Annotated in this window: 17 protein-coding genes and 1 CRISPR repeat array (1 of these 18 only partly in view); of the genes, 10 read left to right on the plus strand and 7 right to left on the minus strand. The window is 34.1% G+C overall.

All coding sequences use genetic code 11. The features are described from left to right. Window positions 1-1,584: a CRISPR direct-repeat array (repeat unit 50 nt; unit sequence GTTGTAATTCTGTTCTGTAAATCTACAAAAAATTGAAAGGAATTCACAAC); it begins 2,146 nt to the left of the window's first position. 546 nt (window positions 1,585-2,130) lie between these two features. Beyond that, window positions 2,131-2,895 (plus strand): zinc-dependent peptidase, encoded by a 765-nt coding sequence (locus tag NPX36_RS07505; RefSeq protein WP_257498119.1) that lies wholly within the window; start codon window positions 2,131-2,133, stop codon window positions 2,893-2,895. 40 nt (window positions 2,896-2,935) lie between these two features. On the opposite strand, the gene NPX36_RS07510 is transcribed toward NPX36_RS07505, so the two are convergent. Next, entirely contained in the window at window positions 2,936-3,829 is an 894-nt protein-coding gene (locus NPX36_RS07510; protein WP_257498120.1) for an IS982 family transposase, read from the minus strand. Window positions 3,830-4,019: 190 nt separating this feature from the next. On the opposite strand from NPX36_RS07510, the gene NPX36_RS07515 reads away from it, so the two are divergent. The 7 genes from NPX36_RS07515 to NPX36_RS07545 all read left to right on the plus strand — a co-directional run bounded on the left by NPX36_RS07515 (window position 4,020) and on the right by NPX36_RS07545 (window position 10,271). After that, on the plus strand, window positions 4,020-4,499 hold the full coding sequence (locus NPX36_RS07515) for a hypothetical protein (RefSeq protein ID WP_257498121.1): 480 nt from the start codon (window positions 4,020-4,022) through the stop codon (window positions 4,497-4,499). A 95-nt stretch (window positions 4,500-4,594) separates the two neighbouring features. After that, complete coding sequence (gene hmpA, locus NPX36_RS07520; RefSeq protein ID WP_257498122.1) at window positions 4,595-5,863, plus strand: NO-inducible flavohemoprotein; 1,269 nt, start codon at window positions 4,595-4,597, stop codon at window positions 5,861-5,863. A 155-nt stretch (window positions 5,864-6,018) separates the two neighbouring features. Beyond that, window positions 6,019-7,182, plus strand: coding sequence for a chloride channel protein (locus tag NPX36_RS07525; RefSeq protein WP_257498123.1), 1,164 nt, complete (start codon window positions 6,019-6,021; stop codon window positions 7,180-7,182). Between the two features lie 44 nt (window positions 7,183-7,226). After that, window positions 7,227-7,820, plus strand: coding sequence for a Crp/Fnr family transcriptional regulator (locus tag NPX36_RS07530; RefSeq protein ID WP_257498124.1), 594 nt, complete (start codon window positions 7,227-7,229; stop codon window positions 7,818-7,820). Window positions 7,821-8,140: 320 nt separating this feature from the next. Next, on the plus strand, window positions 8,141-9,139 hold the full coding sequence (lpxD, locus tag NPX36_RS07535) for a UDP-3-O-(3-hydroxymyristoyl)glucosamine N-acyltransferase (protein ID WP_257498125.1): 999 nt from the start codon (window positions 8,141-8,143) through the stop codon (window positions 9,137-9,139). Between the two features lie 9 nt (window positions 9,140-9,148). Continuing rightward, window positions 9,149-9,685 carry a hypothetical protein gene (locus NPX36_RS07540; protein WP_257498126.1) on the plus strand — a complete coding sequence of 179 codons (537 nt, stop codon included), beginning with the start codon at window positions 9,149-9,151 and terminating at the stop codon, window positions 9,683-9,685. Window positions 9,686-9,695: 10 nt separating this feature from the next. Further along, window positions 9,696-10,271: a hypothetical protein gene (locus NPX36_RS07545; RefSeq protein ID WP_257498127.1), complete on the plus strand. Its 576-nt coding sequence runs from the start codon at window positions 9,696-9,698 to the stop codon at window positions 10,269-10,271. Between the two features lie 116 nt (window positions 10,272-10,387). Here the strand turns inward: NPX36_RS07545 and gcvP are convergent, their stop codons facing one another. Further along, on the minus strand, window positions 10,388-13,237 hold the full coding sequence (gene gcvP / locus NPX36_RS07550) for an aminomethyl-transferring glycine dehydrogenase (protein WP_257498128.1): 2,850 nt from the start codon (window positions 13,235-13,237) through the stop codon (window positions 10,388-10,390). 106 nt (window positions 13,238-13,343) lie between these two features. Between gcvP and NPX36_RS07555 the strand changes: the two genes are divergently transcribed. Both NPX36_RS07555 and NPX36_RS07560 read left to right on the plus strand, forming a co-directional pair. Next, complete coding sequence (locus NPX36_RS07555; protein WP_257498129.1) at window positions 13,344-14,177, plus strand: UbiA prenyltransferase family protein; 834 nt, start codon at window positions 13,344-13,346, stop codon at window positions 14,175-14,177. Between the two features lie 6 nt (window positions 14,178-14,183). Next, window positions 14,184-15,158, plus strand: a complete 975-nt coding sequence (locus NPX36_RS07560) for an XAC2610-related protein (protein WP_257498130.1) — start codon at window positions 14,184-14,186, stop codon at window positions 15,156-15,158. A gap of 56 nt (window positions 15,159-15,214) precedes the next feature. Here NPX36_RS07560 and purE read toward each other — a convergent pair whose 3' ends face one another. The 5 genes from purE to NPX36_RS07585 all read right to left on the minus strand — a co-directional run bounded on the left by purE (window position 15,215) and on the right by NPX36_RS07585 (window position 18,155). Beyond that, a complete protein-coding gene (gene purE, locus NPX36_RS07565) occupies window positions 15,215-15,694 on the minus strand; it encodes a 5-(carboxyamino)imidazole ribonucleotide mutase (protein WP_257498131.1) in 480 nt (159 codons plus the stop codon). Window positions 15,695-15,757: 63 nt separating this feature from the next. Further along, window positions 15,758-16,552, minus strand: a complete 795-nt coding sequence (locus NPX36_RS07570) for an alpha/beta hydrolase (RefSeq protein ID WP_257498132.1) — start codon at window positions 16,550-16,552, stop codon at window positions 15,758-15,760. Between the two features lie 623 nt (window positions 16,553-17,175). Continuing rightward, the gene (locus tag NPX36_RS07575; RefSeq protein ID WP_257498133.1) at window positions 17,176-17,436 is read right to left on the minus strand and encodes a hypothetical protein; all 261 of its coding nucleotides are present in this window, start codon (window positions 17,434-17,436) and stop codon (window positions 17,176-17,178) included. Window positions 17,437-17,477: 41 nt separating this feature from the next. Further along, window positions 17,478-17,720 carry a hypothetical protein gene (locus tag NPX36_RS07580; protein WP_257498134.1) on the minus strand — a complete coding sequence of 81 codons (243 nt, stop codon included), beginning with the start codon at window positions 17,718-17,720 and terminating at the stop codon, window positions 17,478-17,480. A gap of 177 nt (window positions 17,721-17,897) precedes the next feature. Continuing rightward, entirely contained in the window at window positions 17,898-18,155 is a 258-nt protein-coding gene (locus tag NPX36_RS07585) for an RDD family protein (protein ID WP_257498135.1), read from the minus strand. Window positions 18,156-18,297: the final 142 nt, after the last annotated feature.

The raw sequence follows: 18,297 nt of genomic DNA on the forward strand, positions 1-18,297 counted from the left end.
AATCTCCCAGCTATGTTGTAATTCTGTTCTGTAAATCTACAAAAAATTGAAAGGAATTCACAACCGATAAGTTATTTGAATCGACTGATAAAAGGTTGTAATTCTGTTCTGTAAATCTACAAAAAATTGAAAGGAATTCACAACAGATATTTTGCCATTTCGGCAGCCGAAAAAGTTGTAATTCTGTTCTGTAAATCTACAAAAAATTGAAAGGAATTCACAACCACAACAAGTTGAACGCAATATTTTAGGCGGTTGTAATTCTGTTCTGTAAATCTACAAAAAATTGAAAGGAATTCACAACTGTATTATCTACTAATTAAGCGATAATTTAGTTGTAATTCTGTTCTGTAAATCTACAAAAAATTGAAAGGAATTCACAACACCCATTAGGAAATGGTGTTTATATAAATGGTTGTAATTCTGTTCTGTAAATCTACAAAAAATTGAAAGGAATTCACAACTTACAGCAGTTTAAGTAGTAGGGTTCTATTGTTGTAATTCTGTTCTGTAAATCTACAAAAAATTGAAAGGAATTCACAACTCGTAACCATCGCTTTTAATTCGGTCGTAGGTTGTAATTCTGTTCTGTAAATCTACAAAAAATTGAAAGGAATTCACAACATGATTTGCTTCGGTGTAAATTCCGAATTGGTTGTAATTCTGTTCTGTAAATCTACAAAAAATTGAAAGGAATTCACAACATTTCTACGTTATAGATTCAAATATAAAAAGTTGTAATTCTGTTCTGTAAATCTACAAAAAATTGAAAGGAATTCACAACAAGGATTCCCAGATTCATTATATAGTGAAAGTTGTAATTCTGTTCTGTAAATCTACAAAAAATTGAAAGGAATTCACAACTTTTTGCATCGTCCGCCTTTGCGTCCGCTGGTTGTAATTCTGTTCTGTAAATCTACAAAAAATTGAAAGGAATTCACAACTACAACCCTTTCCATAACATTTAAATCCTAGTTGTAATTCTGTTCTGTAAATCTACAAAAAATTGAAAGGAATTCACAACGTTCTCAACTTACAAAGGAAAAAGAAAAGAGTTGTAATTCTGTTCTGTAAATCTACAAAAAATTGAAAGGAATTCACAACACATTCTGCGCATCTAACGTATTAACAGTAGTTGTAATTCTGTTCTGTAAATCTACAAAAAATTGAAAGGAATTCACAACTGTATTTCTAATTGCTCCAACAAAGGGCAGGTTGTAATTCTGTTCTGTAAATCTACAAAAAATTGAAAGGAATTCACAACTGTCGTGACTTAAGTCGAATTTGTTACGTTGTTGTAATTCTGTTCTGTAAATCTACAAAAAATTGAAAGGAATTCACAACTGGGTAAATTAGAAGGTTCTTACGATTATAGTTGTAATTCTGTTCTGTAAATCTACAAAAAATTGAAAGGAATTCACAACCAGCGATGAAGATTTTGCGGAAGAAATGGCGTTGTAATTCTGTTCTGTAAATCTACAAAAAATTGAAAGGAATTCACAACTGCATCCACCAAAAGATACATGTAGTCTGGGTTGTAATTCTGTTCTGTAAATCTACAAAAAATTGAAAGGAATTCACAACAACTGGATAAAGACTATGCCAAAAGGCTGTGTTGTAATTCTGTTCTGTAAATCTACAAAAAATTGAATCAAGCGTAAGCGTATCATCGAATACTTTCAAAAATAGCAAGCATGAGATAAAGGAATTCACAACATATAAGGACAAAAGATAATGGTAAAGAAAGTTGTAATTCTGTTCTGTAAATCTACAAAAAATTGAATCAAGCGTAAGCGTATCATCGAATACTTTCAAAAACAGCAAACATGAGATAAAGGAATTCACAACGCCGCAGCATCATACACAGCGGTAAAACCAGTTGTAATTCTGTTCTGTAAATCTACAAAAAATTGAATCAAGCGTAAGCGTATCATCGAATACTTTCAAAAATAGCAAGCATGAGATAAAGGAATTCACAACATACTTTAATTTATAATACAGCGTGTATTGGTTGTAATTCTGTTCTGTAAATCTACAAAAAATTGAATCAAGCGTAAGCGTATCATCAAATACATCCAAAATCATTTAAGTTGTATTATTATTGGTTTTATCGTATCTTAAACAAAAAATATGTTTTTTACCGGTTCCCGACTGTTTTACGACCGCTATCGCTTAAATGCACCAAACGGAAATTTCAATTTGAAACTCACTTCAGAACAGGTGATTTATCAGTTTGCGGGTGATGTTGCAAAGGTGTTTCCGCTGTTTAACCAACTGCCTCATAAGTTTAAACTTAATTTTTGCAAACGAATTTTAAACTTTTTACATCAGTACGCATTTGTTACCAAAGAAAACGCCCCGTTGACCAACGCGCACAAAGTTGCCATTGCAGCAAGTTATGTAAAGCTTACATTGGGTTATAAAAACTATTTAATCAATACTTTTAACAAAATAGTGGTTTATCCTACTGCTCAATATTTTCCGCATTTAGATCAAACCCATACCGGACATTTTAATCCTAAAATGAACGCCGTGATGCTGGCATTAGATGCATTTGAACGCGATATTCATTTTAATGATGATGGTAAAGATGTTGCTTTGCACGAATTTACCCATGCACTGTGCTTTGAAATGTTACAGATCCATGCAAGGCATCCTGATGCAGAATGTTTTAAAAAAGGATTTCGATTGATTCATGAATGGATGGAAGTGCCACAGAATAGAAATCAAACTATCCGAATGGGTTTTATACGCGATTATGCTTTTACCGATCGGTTGGAATTGGTTTCGGTTTTAGTTGAATTGTTTTTTGAAAAGGAAACGGTTTTTAAACAATACTTTCCAGATTTGTTCGTGTATGTAGGACGAATGATTAAACATCCTAAAATTAAATAAATAATTTAATAGATTGACCTTATAACCTGAGTTCGATTAATCAGAACATTGTTAACTGATTTGTTTTTAGTTCATTATATTGTATTGAAGGTTTTTTAGGAAAAAATGAATAAGCAATTAGACCCGAAATAAGGTTTGTAAGAAAGTTTCCAATAGATCTATGTCTTGAATGTTCAATTTGACACATATTTTTCAATTCATCGTTAACTGTTTCAATAACAGAACGTTTTCTCAATAGTATTTTGTCAGACAAGGTCATTAAACAGTTTTTCATATTGTTTTTAAGTTGTGTGATTAGATGAACACCATCAACAAATAATATGTCTGCAATTTTTTTAGAGATATACCCTTTATCTGCAAAGAGTTTTCCGAAAATCCCTTTGAGAAATCCTTCATTTTTAAGAGGTTCACGGTCATCTACATTGGCTTGTGTAATAGTAAAGCTTAGAATTTCACCCTTTTCATTGATAATTAAGTGAAGCTTGAACCCATAGAACCACCCCATAGTGGACTTGCCTACGGTAGCTATATCTTTGAACACTTTATTGTTTTTGATTCGCTTGTTTTTACAAACCCTTACTGGAGTGGAATCAACAAATGAAATACCTGTACAATTGCCCATACAGCAGGTTTTTAAAAACATTGTGAGCGGAAGTATGTTGGATTGCATAAGCTCTGTAAATCTATTGTAAGACACTGTTTTAGGAAACTCAGCTTGCATATGTTTTTGAATATAGAAAATGTAAAAGTGCTTAAAGCATCTGAAACCGCTCAAATGAAAAAGAATCATAATACTTATTATTTCACTGGGTGACATCATTGGGGGTCTTTTAGATTTGTTTCCAATACTGTTTTTTTCAAGAAAAGGAAAAAATTGCTGGCAAAATTCATCAACAAGACAAAAAATTTCTGTAATTTTATCGAAATTAACCATAAGAAATAGTTGTTTAAATATTTAACAATCAGATAATTAAATATACAACTATTTCTTTTTTTATACAATATATTTATCCTAAATAATAATCGAACTCAGGTTTATAAAATCAACTGTAAAAACACTTTCAAACAAAGGCTTTTTTGACTATTTTTGTTTTTTTTAATTTATATTTAATCTAAATAAAAATATGAAGAAAATATTAGCATCCTTAGCTTTAGTTGCATCTTTTGCCGCTAACGCACAGTGTACCACCTTAACAAGTTTGAATGAAAACTTTGATGCTTGGAAAAAAATCGACAAATGTTGGAATGCCGAATCAGGTAAATCAATGCTTTATAGCAGCGAAGGAAAAATCACTTTTTATTCTATGATGAGTTCGGGTGAAAGAATGATCTTGTCAACCCCAAAAATGAAAGCAGGAACGTATAAATTAACGCTTGATATTTCTAAAAATTCGGGTGATGCTTCCTTAGAATTGTTCTCTATCGGTTCTGTTTCTGATGCTAAATCGTATGTGTCCATTTCAAAACCATCGGCAATTACAGGTACTAAAAAATCGTACACGATCAACCTGAAAAACGATACACATTTAGGTTTTAAAGTTCTTTTAAACGGAATACATCAAGCGGTTTACATTGATAATTTGGAGTTGAAAGCCGCAAAATAATTATCAGCTTTATAACGCTTCAAAATACAATCCACTCACCATAACAGGTTGGTGGATTTTTTTTTTTGCATATTTTTTAATAAAACATGCTTTTTATGATTGTAATCATAAGAATTGATGAGAATGTAGGGGTAATTTTGTTTAAAATAAAATTTACAACAATGCTTTCAGATAAACAAAAAGAAATTATACTAAGCACCGTGCCGTTGTTGCGTGCCGGCGGAGTGGCTTTAACTACACACTTTTACAGCCGAATGTTTACGCATCATCCCGAATTAAAAAATCTGTTTAATATGGGAAACCAGCAGTCGGGTAAACAACAAACAGCTTTGGCTATGGCGGTTTTGGCGTATGCAGAAAATATATCCAATCCGGCGGTTTTAATGCCTGCGGTTGATTTAATCGGACACAAGCATACCAGTTTAAATATTCAGCCAGAACAATACCATATTGTTGGTACACATTTACTGGCATCAATCAAAGAAGTTTTACAAGATTTGGCTACCGACGACGTTTTAGACGCTTGGAAAGCGGCTTATGGTCAACTAGCCGAACTGATGATTGGTCATGAAGCGAAAATGTACGAAAGCAAGAAGCAGACAAACGGACAGTGGGTTGGTTGGAAAAATTTTAAAGTTCTTAAGAAAGTACAGGAATCTACAGAAATAACATCGTTTTACTTGGTTGCAGAAGATGGAAGTGCGGTTCCAGATTTTACTCCGGGGCAATACATAAGCGTTCAGGTTTTTCTTCCAAACATCAACCTGCATCAAATAAGACAGTACAGTATTTCATGTGCACCGAATAAGGACTATTTACGAATTTCGGTAAAGCGTGAACGTAACGAAAAGTTGGATATCAACGGAATGATCAGCAACTTTTTGCACGATGAGGTTCACCAAGGAAACGTTGTGGCGATCAGTGCACCGGCAGGAAACTTTACGTTGCAGAATTTGTTCCCTAAAAAAGTATTTATCAGTGGCGGAATTGGTCAAACACCTTTAATGTCTATGTTAGAATCTTTAAATCAATCAACCAAAAGTAATGAATTGGTTTGGATTCATGCTTGCAGAAATGCCGAAGTTCGTGCATTTGCAGACCAAATCGAATCGATCGCTAAAGAAGATCAAAAGCTAAAACAGCATCAGTTTTATGAAGTGGTAAATGAAACCTTGGCTGGAAAAGAGGTTTACGAAGGCATGCTCGATTTTTCTAAAATTGAAAAATGGCAGTTTGATCCAGAAGCCGAATATTATATTTGCGGACCAAAGCCTTTTATTGAAAAAGCAGTGAAAGAACTCACCGATAACAAAATCAATGAAAAGTATATTTTCTTTGAAGAGTTTGGACCCAAATCGATCTAATAAAATTTATAATTTAAAATCAGAGAAGCATTGCTTCTCTTTTTGCGTATATGAACAACAGTATCGTTACAAAGAAAAATATTGTCTGGGTAAAGTGGAGCCGTATTGTGTATTGTGCTGCTTTAGTGGGAATTGTCGTTGGGTTAATAACCTTAATGTTTAAAAATCTAGTCGAAGAATACGAACATTTGCTTTTTAACAAAGCACAGCATTTTAAACTTTTTTTCTTCGTTTTTCCGTTGATCGGTTTGCTGATTATTTATTTTTTAAGAACCTACGTTTTTAGTAATAAAAAGAACAAAGGAATTTCCGAAGTGTTGGAAGCCGTGCGCGAAGCCAAAAAACTACCGCCCTATAAAGTGCCATCGCATTTTTTCAACGGATTTTTAACGGTTATCTTTGGCGGAAGCACCGGTATCGAAGTATCAACCGTGGTGGCAACAGCAGCTTTGGGCGATATGGCATCGCGAAAAGATCCCATCTTTAAAAAATACCGCAAAGAATTTATAGGCTCGGCAATTGCATGCGGTGTTACACTTTTGTTTTGTAGTCCGTTGGCAGGTTTGTTTTTTTCGTATGAAACCATTGGCAGGCAAAAAACAAAAGTTTTTTGGGTAACCCATCTGGTAAGCGTTGGTTTTGCTACATTGATCATTTTCTTAATGAATGTTACACCGGTTTTTAATTTAGGAAATCACGAAACAATTTTTCATTATCAGGCAATTCCGTTTTTTATTGCGTTAAGCGTTTTAGCGGGCTGTTACGGCGTTTACATGACCAAGATCGTAACATTTGTAAAGAAAAGAAACTTTATCGATTTTAATCCGTATTTGCAATTAGTTGCGGGAGGCTTGTTGTTGGGTAGCGCCTTGTTCATTTTTCCGCAATTATACGGCGATGGTTATCATGCAATCCAATCAATCATTCATCATAATACCATTGTTGCGGTGAGTTTTTGGTTGTTGTTGGGCGCGTTATTGTTGAAACCTTTTGCAACCGGGTTTACCTTGAAATTGGGTGGCGATGGCGGTGTTTTTGCTCCAAGTATTTTTGCAGGTGCCATTATGGGAGCATTGATTGGATTCATTGTTCAGAAATATTTTTTTGCCGATGCCCAACTGATTAATTTTGTAGTTTTGGGTGTAGCTTTAACCGTCGCAGCAACATTGCACGCACCGTTTACGGCATTGTTTTTAACCTTTGGTATTTTTAATTCGTATGCGTTGTGGCTGCCTATGGCAATTTTAATTTTTGTTAGTTTTTTTATTTCAAAAAAGATATTTCCCTACACGGTTTATACCTTGGCATTGAAAAAGTAAAATAGGGCAAGAACTCATTATCTTTGTTTTTCATTTAAAATACTATGATTCGTGTTGATTTAATATTAAGCTGTGGCGGAACGTTGCGCGATGTTTCTAAAAACGAACTGATTTTTAAGGCAGGACATTTTCCGTCGTATTATTATCAGGTGGTTGAAGGCAAGGTGAAGATGAACAATTACAGCGACGACGGTAAAGAGTTTATTCAGGAAATTTTTACAGCCGGACGCAGTTTTGGTGAACCGCCTTTGTTTATAAACGAGCCTTATCCCGCAAATGCCATAGCAATTTCAAAAGGCGTTGTTGTGCAAATAAAGAAATCATTGTTTGATGAGATGTTGTACAAATATCCCGAGGTTTCTGTTGAAATAAACCGAAGTCTTGCTCGTCGTTTGTATTATAAATCCATCATGGCACCTGAATTGTCATCGCAAAGTCCAGAAAAACGTTTGCTGAAACTTTTGCATTATCTTAAACAACAAACTCCGGTCAAATTAGAACTTTTTCAGGTGGAATTATCGCGCCAACAATTAGCCGATTTAACTGGCTTGCGCGTAGAAACCGTTATTAGAACCATAAAACACTTGGAAAAACAAGAATACCTTAAAATTATTGAAGGAAAGATTTATTTGGAGTAAATTTTTAGATTTTGAGTGTCGTTTTTTAGTAATTCTTTTCAGTAGTTACTGTCATTAAACCGGTCACTGAGCTCGTGGAAGTGCCGTCAGTTCGAGCTTGTCGAGAACTTTTTCAGCGGTTAATGTCATGCTGAATTGGTCACAGAGCTCCGTCGAAGTGCAGCGTCACACAATAATAATTTTATTATCAGTTTAATAAAAATCTGTGCATCTGTGGTAAATAGATTGCATAGATTTGTATCGTTTTTTAAAATAAAATAGGAATTTTAAAGTTATTATGCTTTATTTGATCTACAAACGCAATAAACCAACAAATTATAATGAAATCGTACACTGTTACAGAAATTAATGATATTTTAAAAGGAACCATTATTGGATCTACCACACAAAATATTACCTATACCGAAGAACTAACCCGCGCAAAAGAATCCCACATTTCTTTTATTGGCAACAAAAAATACGAGAAACTATGGGAAAAATCTGCAGCAAGTGTAGCTGTGGTAAACAAAGATATTTCTATTGAACCCGGCGAAAACAGAGCGTTTATACAAGTAGCCGATGCCGATTTGGCGATGAGTCAAGTTTTAGAGTTATTTGCTTCGCCTATGCCCGAGTTTGCGGTTGACATTCACCCAACAGCGGTAATCGACGATTCTGCAAAAATAGGCAACGGAGTAAAAATAGGTGCAGGTTGTTATGTGGGGCCGCGTACCGAAATTGGCGACGGAACCATCTTGTATCCAAATGTTACCGTTTTAGATGATTGTATTATTGGTAAACAAACCACCATTTGGTCGGGAGTGGTTATTCGCGAACGCAGTAAAATTGGGCATCAGTGCATCATACATCCAAATGCAACTATTGGTGCCGATGGTTTTGGGTTTCGCCCGTGTGCCGAACGTGGTTTGGTGAAAATTCCGCAAATAGGCGATGTAGTCATTGGCAATCAGGTCGAAATCGGTGCAAATGCCTGTGTAGATCGTGGTAAATTCAGTTCTACCATCATTGGCGATGGTTGTAAAATAGACAATCTGGTGCAAATTGGGCATAACAGCGAATTGGGGATGTTTTGTATTATGGCGGGCAACAGCGGTTTGGCAGGTTCGGTTAAACTGGGCAATGGGGTGATTATTGGCGGCAGTGCTTCTATTAAAGACCACACCACCATTGGCGACCGTGCCGTGATTGGTGCAGGATCTGGTGTAACGGGCGATGTAGCAGCCGGCAAAACCATGTTGGGCTATCCGGCGTTAGAAGCACGCGATACCCTGAAACAATGGGCAATTATGAAACGTTTGTTGAATGAGAGTAAGAAGTAGTTTATACAAATGTGGTTTTATAACTTTCTAAATATAAAGCACTCTTCAAATTTTAATCTTCCAAACAAGAAGATTATTGGTGGTTTTTTAAATAAATACTTAGATAATAAGCTTTTAAAGGCAGATTATATAAGAAAATCAGATAACCTCTGGATATCAAATTACAATAAATGTGGTATTAGAAAAATAATAAAATTCACAAATAGAGGTGTAGAAGGAAATATAGTTTTTGGATTAAATTTTGATACAATTTGTAAGGATAAATCTTTGGAAAAGGAATTGTTAAGCAGATTTAAATTCCATCTTTTTGAGTACTCAAGTGTATATTTTAAAAATAGTGATATTTCACTTTGGAACGAATTTTTCTTAAAAAAAACACTTAAGAAATTTTCAGAAAATGAATTAGATAAGATTATAATAGATTTAAATTCTTTATATAATATTAATGATTGTCTTTCTTATTTTAAGCATCAGAAAGACAATGAAGACTATGTAACGCATTATCCAAACCCAGAAAAAATATTGTCATTTTTAAAAAAATATTGAGAAGTTTTAAATGATAAAATTAATAAGCAGAGATTTAGCTTTAGTTAAATACCGAAAATTTCCTTTGTTAGCATACGATGAAACTTTAGACGAAGATATTTTTTATTGTCCAGATTATGTAAGCTTTTATTGGATTAAGTTGAAAGAGGAAAATAATAACGTTTTAATAGAAGAGTTGTTGAAATTATTGAATTTCTTTAACACTAAAGATTTAATATTTCTAGGTCAGATTGATAAGCCTTGGGTTTCAAAACCGATGGCTAAAAGGTTTAGTTTAGCAATTTATAACAAAGCTATACGGTTTTTCAAAAAAAATGGTATTTGGAAAAATTTTAACGGAGCCGTAAAAGTTGAACAGAAAGACTTTAAAGAGTTTTTAACGCATTTTTTTACGCTAACAAAGTTTGAAGCATATTTCTGGGATCATTATTTTTCAGACGATGGTCAAAACTTTCTTTTTTGTATTCACTATTCAGGAGAAGTACAAGTCTTGACTTTAAATGAACAAACAAATAATGTTTTTTTATCCTTTGTAAGGAATACAGAATTCATAGATAGCTTTCGAAAAGATACAGATAGATTATAAACAAAAAAAACTCCCGAATTGCTTCAGGAGTTTTTTATCATATATAATCAAAACAGCATATCCATAAAAAACAGGGGTTTACAATATACTGTTCTACAATTTACATTGTACACAACTTACGCTTCCATATACGCTTCAATAGGTGCACACGAGCAAACAAGGTTTCTGTCACCGTAAGCATCATCCACTCTACGAACACTTGGCCAGAATTTGTTTTCTGCTACATATTCTAACGGATAGGCTGCTTTTTCACGAGAATAAGGGAATTCCCACGTTTCGGCAGTTAACATCGCCAATGTATGCGGTGCATTTTTCAACACGTTGTTGGTGTCTTCAGCGGTTACCGCTTCTATTTCCTTACGGATTGATAGCATGGCATCACAAAAACGATCCAATTCTGCTAAATCTTCCGATTCTGTTGGTTCAATCATCAACGTTCCTGCCACAGGGAAAGAAACCGTAGGTGCGTGGAAACCATAATCCATCAAACGTTTGGCGATATCGGTTACTTCAATACCTTTTGCTTTAAACATACGGCAATCAATAATCATTTCGTGCGCTGCACGTCCGCGTTCTCCAGAATACAATACTTCATAACCTTCGCTTAAACGTGCTTTCATGTAGTTCGCATTCAAGATAGCTGTCATGGTAGATTCTTTTAAACCATCGGCACCCAACATACAGATATATCCATAAGAAATTAAACAAACCAAAGCCGAACCATAAGGCGCCGCCGATATAGCCGATATAGCCTGGTCGCCACCTACTGTAATAACCGGGTTGGTTGGTAAAAATGGTACTAAATGTTTTGCCACACAGATTGGACCAACACCCGGACCACCACCTCCGTGAGGAATTGCAAAGGTTTTGTGTAGATTTAAGTGACACACATCTGCTCCAATACGTGCTGGGTTTGTCAAACCAACTTGTGCGTTCATGTTGGCACCGTCCATATAAACTTGCCCGCCGTTTTCGTGGATCAAACTTGTAATTTCAATAATCGATGATTCATAAACACCATGAGTAGAAGGGTAGGTAATCATTACACAAGATAAATTGTCTTTGTGCAATTCTGCTTTCGCTCTTAAATCTTCCACGTCGATATTTCCTTCTGCGGTGGTTTTGGTAACAACCACTTTCATACCTGCCATTGCTGCCGATGCAGGGTTTGTTCCGTGAGCCGAAGCAGGAATTAACGCAATGTTTCTGTGACCTTCGCCACGAGATTCATGATACGCGCGAATAACCATTAAACCAGCGTATTCACCTTGCGCACCAGAGTTTGGTTGTAACGTAGTACCAGCAAAACCAGTAATTACATTTAATTGTTGCTCTAATTTATGCAACATTTTTAAATAACCTTTGGTTTGATCTGCCGGAGCAAATGGGTGAATGTTATTCCAGCTAGGGTTGCTTAAAGGCAACATTTCTGCTGCTGCATTCAACTTCATGGTACAAGAACCCAAAGAAATCATAGAGTGATTCAATGCTAAGTCTTTGCGCTCTAGTTTTTTGATATAACGCATCAACTGTGATTCTGAATGATAGGTGTTGAACACTTCATGCTCTAAAAATGCTGAGGTTCTTTCTAATTTCACAGGAATCAAAGCTTCTTGAGAAAGTTCGGTAACTGCTGTGAATGATTTTCCGGCTACTTCGGCAAAAATACCGATCACCGTATTGATATCATTGATTGAAATCGTTTCGTTTACAGAAATTGAAACCGTATTTGCATCAACATAATAGAAATTGAATTCTTTTGCTTCGGCAGCTGCTTTCACTTTTGCTGCATCTGCTTTTACTAAAATCGTATCAAAGTATGCATCGTTCAATTGCTCAAAACCTAATTTGGTTAATTCGGTTTCAATAGTAACTGCTTTAGCGTGCGTTTCGTTAGCAATGCGGCGCAATCCTTTTGGTCCGTGATAAACCGCATACATTCCTGCCATAACAGCCAATAAAACTTGTGCAGTACAAATGTTTGATGTTGCTTTTTCGCGTTTAATATGTTGCTCACGGGTTTGTAACGCCATACGCAATGCACGGTTTCCGTTGGTATCTTGCGAAACACCAATGATTCTACCCGGCATTGATCGTTTATATTCTTCTTTAGTAGCAAAGAAACCAGCGTGTGGACCGCCAAAACCTAATGGAATTCCAAAACGCTGTGTGGTTCCCACGACCACATCGGCACCCATCTCACCTGGAGATTTTAGACGCGCTAATGATAAAATATCAGCAGCAACTGCCACTTTTATATCTTTTGAATGTGCTTGGTTGATGAAATCTTCGTAATCGTGTACCTGACCGTATTTACCCGGATACTGTAACATGGCAGCAAAGAAATCGTCTGAAAAATCAAAGTTTTCATGATTGCCCACCACCACTTCAATACCAATTGGGGTAGAACGTGTTTGCAAAACCGATAACGTTTGCGGTAAAATTTCTTCAGAAACAAAGAATTTATTGGCATTGTTTTTCTTTTGATCTCTTGTACGAACATCAAACAACAAAGCCATAGCTTCTGCAGCAGCAGTAGATTCGTCTAATAAAGAAGCATTTGCAATTTCCATTCCCGATAGTTCAATAACAGTGGTTTGAAAATTTAATAAAGCCTCTAAACGTCCTTGTGCGATTTCTGCCTGATAAGGTGTGTAAGCTGTGTACCAGCCTGGGTTTTCGAATATATTTCGTTGAATTACCGCTGGAACAATTGCTTCGTTATAACCCAAACCAATCATCGATTTGAATACTTTATTTTCAGCTCCTAAAGCGGTTGCGTGTGCCAAATAATCATATTCGGTCATGGCAGGATCTAAAACCAGGTCTTTTTCTAAGCGAATTTTGTCTGGAAATGTTTCGTATAACAATTGATCCATATCTTTCACACCCACCGTGCTAAACATGTGTTGTAAGTCGGTTGCTCTGGGGCCAATGTGTCTCAAAGCAAAAGCATTTGTCTTCATCTGCTAGTAATAAAATTAGAGTTGTGTTTAAAGAAAGCAAAATTACAACTAATATTTGATTAATTTTACGGCAGATTGAAATAAAGTTTGTGAACAGCAACAAGTTATGCAGCAACAGAGTACTATAAATTTCACGCGTTTTTTTGACTGGTATTTGCAGGCAAGTTTTCATGTGGCGCTGGCAACCACTGCTTTGGTGCAAATGACTTTTTATTTTTGCTACCTTTCTTTTAGTGCTACCGTCACTGCATTGGTTTTTTTTGGTACTGTTTTTAGTTATAATTTTATTAAATATGCACCAATAATTGTCAAAAGAAAACGGTTGACACCTTTTTTAAAAAGTGTGATTGCAATAAGCGCAATAAGTATGCTGATTGCAGCTATTAGCTTTTTCTATTTGAATTTTAATGCCCAAATGCTCACAGTATTCTTTGCTTTTTTATGTGTGTTGTATGTAATTCCGGTGGCAAAGTCGAAAACTAATTTGCGAAATTTAGCGGGTATCAAAATTTATATCGTGTCGTTGTGTTGGGCGGGTGTAACAACGTTGCTGCCCATTGTAAACGCTGACCAAATGATAGGAACCGATGTGGTTTTTAAGTTTTCGCAACGCTTTATTCTTACATTGATATTGATATTGATTTTTGAAATAAACGATTTAAAATACGATGATATTCGCTTGAAAACCGTTCCGCAAACCATAGGTGTTTTAAAAACTAAATATTTGATTGTTTTATTGCTGATTCCGTTTTATTTTCTAGAATTTTTAAAAGTGAATTATTATGGAAACCAATGGTTGATTAATTTAATTTTGGTATTCGTAATTGTTTTTTTTACCTATTTTGCTCATCCCAATCGAACGAAATATTATACGCTTTTTTGGGTGGAAAGTGTGCCGATATTGTGGTTTTTGCTGGTTGTTTTATTCAATTATATATAAGAAAAAATGAAAAAAATGTTGTTTTTAGTTCTGTTGATGCCCTTTTTTGCAACGGCACAACAATCGTTTGATTTGATTGATTTTTCGGATGATTTTTCCGGAAAAATTATTGTTGATGACCATCAAGAAAATTCGGAGCTGGAAACCAATTGCACATTGAATATCTACCAAAAGAAAAGTGGAAAGTTGTTCTTCTCTAAACCTGCTTTTTATTCGGAATATGATGTAGAATATTCTAAGGTAAAATCAAACGTTCAACAAATTCCTTATGGCGAACAAAGCATTTTAATTTACGAAGATTTTAATTTCGACGGAAAAGAAGATATTGCATTACGAGTTGGAAATTATAGCTGTTATGGTGGACCATCGTATGAGATTTATCTGGCTGATAAAAACGGTTTTGTGTACAATGAAAGTTTTACCGAATTAGGATCAAATTACTGCGGAATGTTTACAGTTGACAATGAAAAAAAACAATTGCAAACCATGACAAAAAGTGGCTGTTGTTGGCATCAGTTTTCAACGTATGTAGTAGAAAATAATCAGGTGGTTCCTATCGAGATTATTGAAGAATCATATTCGGGTTTTTTGGTAGATTATTCTGTTCAAAAACGCATAAATGGTAAAATGGTTACTAGCGGTTATCAGAAATTTGCCGAAGGAAATGAACCTGAATTTACTATGATTTTTGAAAACGGCAAAAAAATGCACTTAATGGGTATTTATGGCGACGAACATTTGGCATATATTTTTACCAATGCAGAAGATGTGGTGGAACTTTTTATTGATGAAGGTTTTACATACAACAAAGCCCATAAAACGGTATCGTTTCAGAATAAAAACACTGGCTATATCGTTTCAGAAAAAGAAATTGTTGTGAAAGATAATGGTAAAACCTATCACTTGAACAAAGTAAAACAAACCGCCGGATCTTTCAATAATTTAAAATGGGATCGTTTGACTAATGTGCAGATAAAATAGTTATTTCTTCTTGAAGAAAAGTGAAAAACCGCCTCAATCGTTGAGGCAGTTCTATTTTATTTTAAGTCTTCAGCTGCTTTTAAAACCGCTTCTTTTAAACCTAATTTATAATCCATCATTTTTTGTAATAACGTTGCATTTTGACTTGCCAAAATTTGCACGGCCAACAAACCTGCATTTTTTGCTCCGTTCAATGCCACAGTTGCCACAGGAACGCCGCCTGGCATTTGCAAAATTGATAAAACCGAATCCCAACCGTCAATAGAATTACTCGATTTTACTGGAACGCCAATCACTGGCAATGGACTCATACTGGCTACCATTCCCGGTAAATGCGCTGCACCGCCTGCACCTGCAATGATTATATTGATGCCGTTTTTGTGTGCATTGTTCGAAAAATCGACTAGTTTTTCTGGTGTTCTGTGTGCTGATACAATATCCACATGCGTTTCCACACCAAATTCTTTTAATATGTCTATTGCTTGCTGCATTACTGGCATATCCGAAATGCTGCCCATTACTACTGCTACTTTCATTTTTTGTTTAGTTTATTATTTTCTATTATTCTGCAAGGTATTTGCAACCTTGTAGGTGTTGTTTTATAATGCTTTTAAATCCTCACTAAATTGATTTAACCAATCACTTCTATTATGACCACCATTATACATTCTTATTGTATGATTATATCCTTTGGTATTTAAAAAAGTAGAAAGATTCTTAATGTTTTCTATTAATCGTTTGTTTTCTTTATCTCCGTATGCAAGGGTCAGATTTGGATAGTTTTTTAACTCCCAATTTAAATTTTGATATTCAGCTCCTGCTATCGAATATAAAATGTATTTTTGAAAGAAATCGGGGTAATTACACGCCAAATAAAAACCAAATCCAGCTCCATTCGAAACACCGTAGAAATATTTATTTTTCACTTTTAAATGATACTTTTCTTCTATTTCTTTCGGAACTTCAGCAGTAAAAAAAGAAAGATGATTCTTAAATCGATTAGATAAATCTGTATTAGTTTCTCCAATTCCCATACTCTCTAAATACTCATAATTTCGATATTCAAAATAACTATTGGGAATTTCTGTTTCGTTAGAATGAACACCAATAATAACGACAGGTTCTATTTTTTTTAAATCGATTAAATGATCCAGTTTATTTTTATACTGTTCATTTATGAACTGACCATCTGTAGAATAGATTACATTATAGTTTATATTTTCATTAAAGTGCTTAGGGAGATAAATACTTATTTCTCTATCTTCATTTAAAGCGGTACTATAGATTTTAAAAGTATCTAATCTAGATTGTTGCCCACAAACGGAACATGAAATAAAAACCAATAAAAGTGCTATTTTTTTGACCATTTTTAATATGCTTATGGCTTGTTTCATTAACGACACATGCGAAATGCTGCCTATTATTACTTTTTTTAATTTCTTTTTTTCAATTATCCTGCAAGGTCTGCAAGACCTTGTAGGTATCACTTTTTTTAAATCTGATAGCTACAAGGTTTTGGAAACCTTGCAGCGAATTAAAATTTATAATTCTGCCCATTACTACCGCTGCTTTCATATTGAGCCCCTATTTCTCATAAGGGAATTCCTACTAGTGGTAGGGTTTTGTTGTTGTTTTTTTTTAAAGAAATATAAAGATACAATAATCCAAAAGAATAGATAATTATACATTAAATTAAATAATTCAAAATTATGGTGTAATGTATAACAGCTATCACAACAAGTTACTTGAAATTGATAATAAATTTTAAAAGGAAACCCTATTGAAAGTTCAAGGTATTCTTTAATCTGAGAATAAACATAAAATTCAAATAATAGAAACAAAAAGTTTACTGAACATAGTGAAATAAAAGCATATAAACTTATTTTAAGAATCTTTTTTTTCATTTGTTTTTTAATATTTTATTTCATCCTGCAAGGTCTTTAAGACCTTGTAGGTATCGCTTTATTTTGAAATCTATAGCTACAAGGTTTTTGAAACCTTGCAGCAAATATAAAGTTTATACATTAAAAACTTGTAAATCTACTTTTAGCCATTGGTCAATTTCATTATCAGCTTCTTCATTAGTAATGTAATCGCCATTTCTATATTCCTTTCTTGCTTCTGCAACGCGATTTTTTTGATCTGTAGATAATTCATACAGACTTTCTTCTAGTTCAAAATCTAAAAGTTTTTTAATTTCCTTAATTACACGAACTTCTTTTAATTCTGTAATTCTGCTGATTATCTCTAGCTTTAGTTGTAAGTCTGAAGTACTCATTTTAAATTAAATTTTCATTAAAGTTAATAAAAAATCAGACATTATTGCATTTCTATTATTTTCCAATCTTCATTAGGTTCTTTTTCCAAATAAACACTTACGATGACATCTTGCTTGTTTCCTAAAACTTTAATTTCAAATTGTGCTTGTCCAAAACCATTTACAGATTTTATGTTACCTGTAGGAATCATTCCATAACCTTTTATTCCTCCGGTTTCATATATTATTCTTTCGCTTTTTTCTATTTCTGCAACAGAAACTTTATATGCTCCAGAGTTTTTCATGGTATTACCAACGATAAAAAATAGAAGAAATAAGAAGGATATTATCGCACCAATGATAATTAAGATTCTTGGTAATTTTGAAAGCTTATTAGTACTTCTTAAAACAATTGTGTGTGCAATTTTATCACCTAATCTTTTCTTTTTGTTATTTGTAGCAAGTACAATGAATTCAATAGGCTAAATAATAAGCAATAAGTTTCTTAATAATAATTTGCTGTATGATGGAACTATATCAGGATTTCTTTCATCACGAATCATAATTCCCATAGCCCATTTTCCTATGCTATTACCTTTTATGGAATCTTTAGAAAAATATAAAAACATACCCGGAATCAAAATTGAAAATAAAGTAATTATGAATTTACCTGGATTATCTTCTTCCATAAAATTAGAACCTAAAAAAATAACAACTAGCGAAACTATTAAAAAGGTCATTATAAAATGATCAATAAAAAATGTGGCGATTGTCTTTTACGGCTAGCTATCAAATAAAGTGGTTCTTGTTCCAATTTGTTTCGTTGTTTATTCTTTACGATTATCCTGCAAGGTCTTACAGACCTTGTAGGTGTCACTTTAT

Origin of the sequence: Paenimyroides aestuarii, from assembly GCF_024628805.1 — a bacterium.
GTDB lineage: Bacteria > Bacteroidota > Bacteroidia > Flavobacteriales > Flavobacteriaceae > Flavobacterium > Flavobacterium aestuarii_A.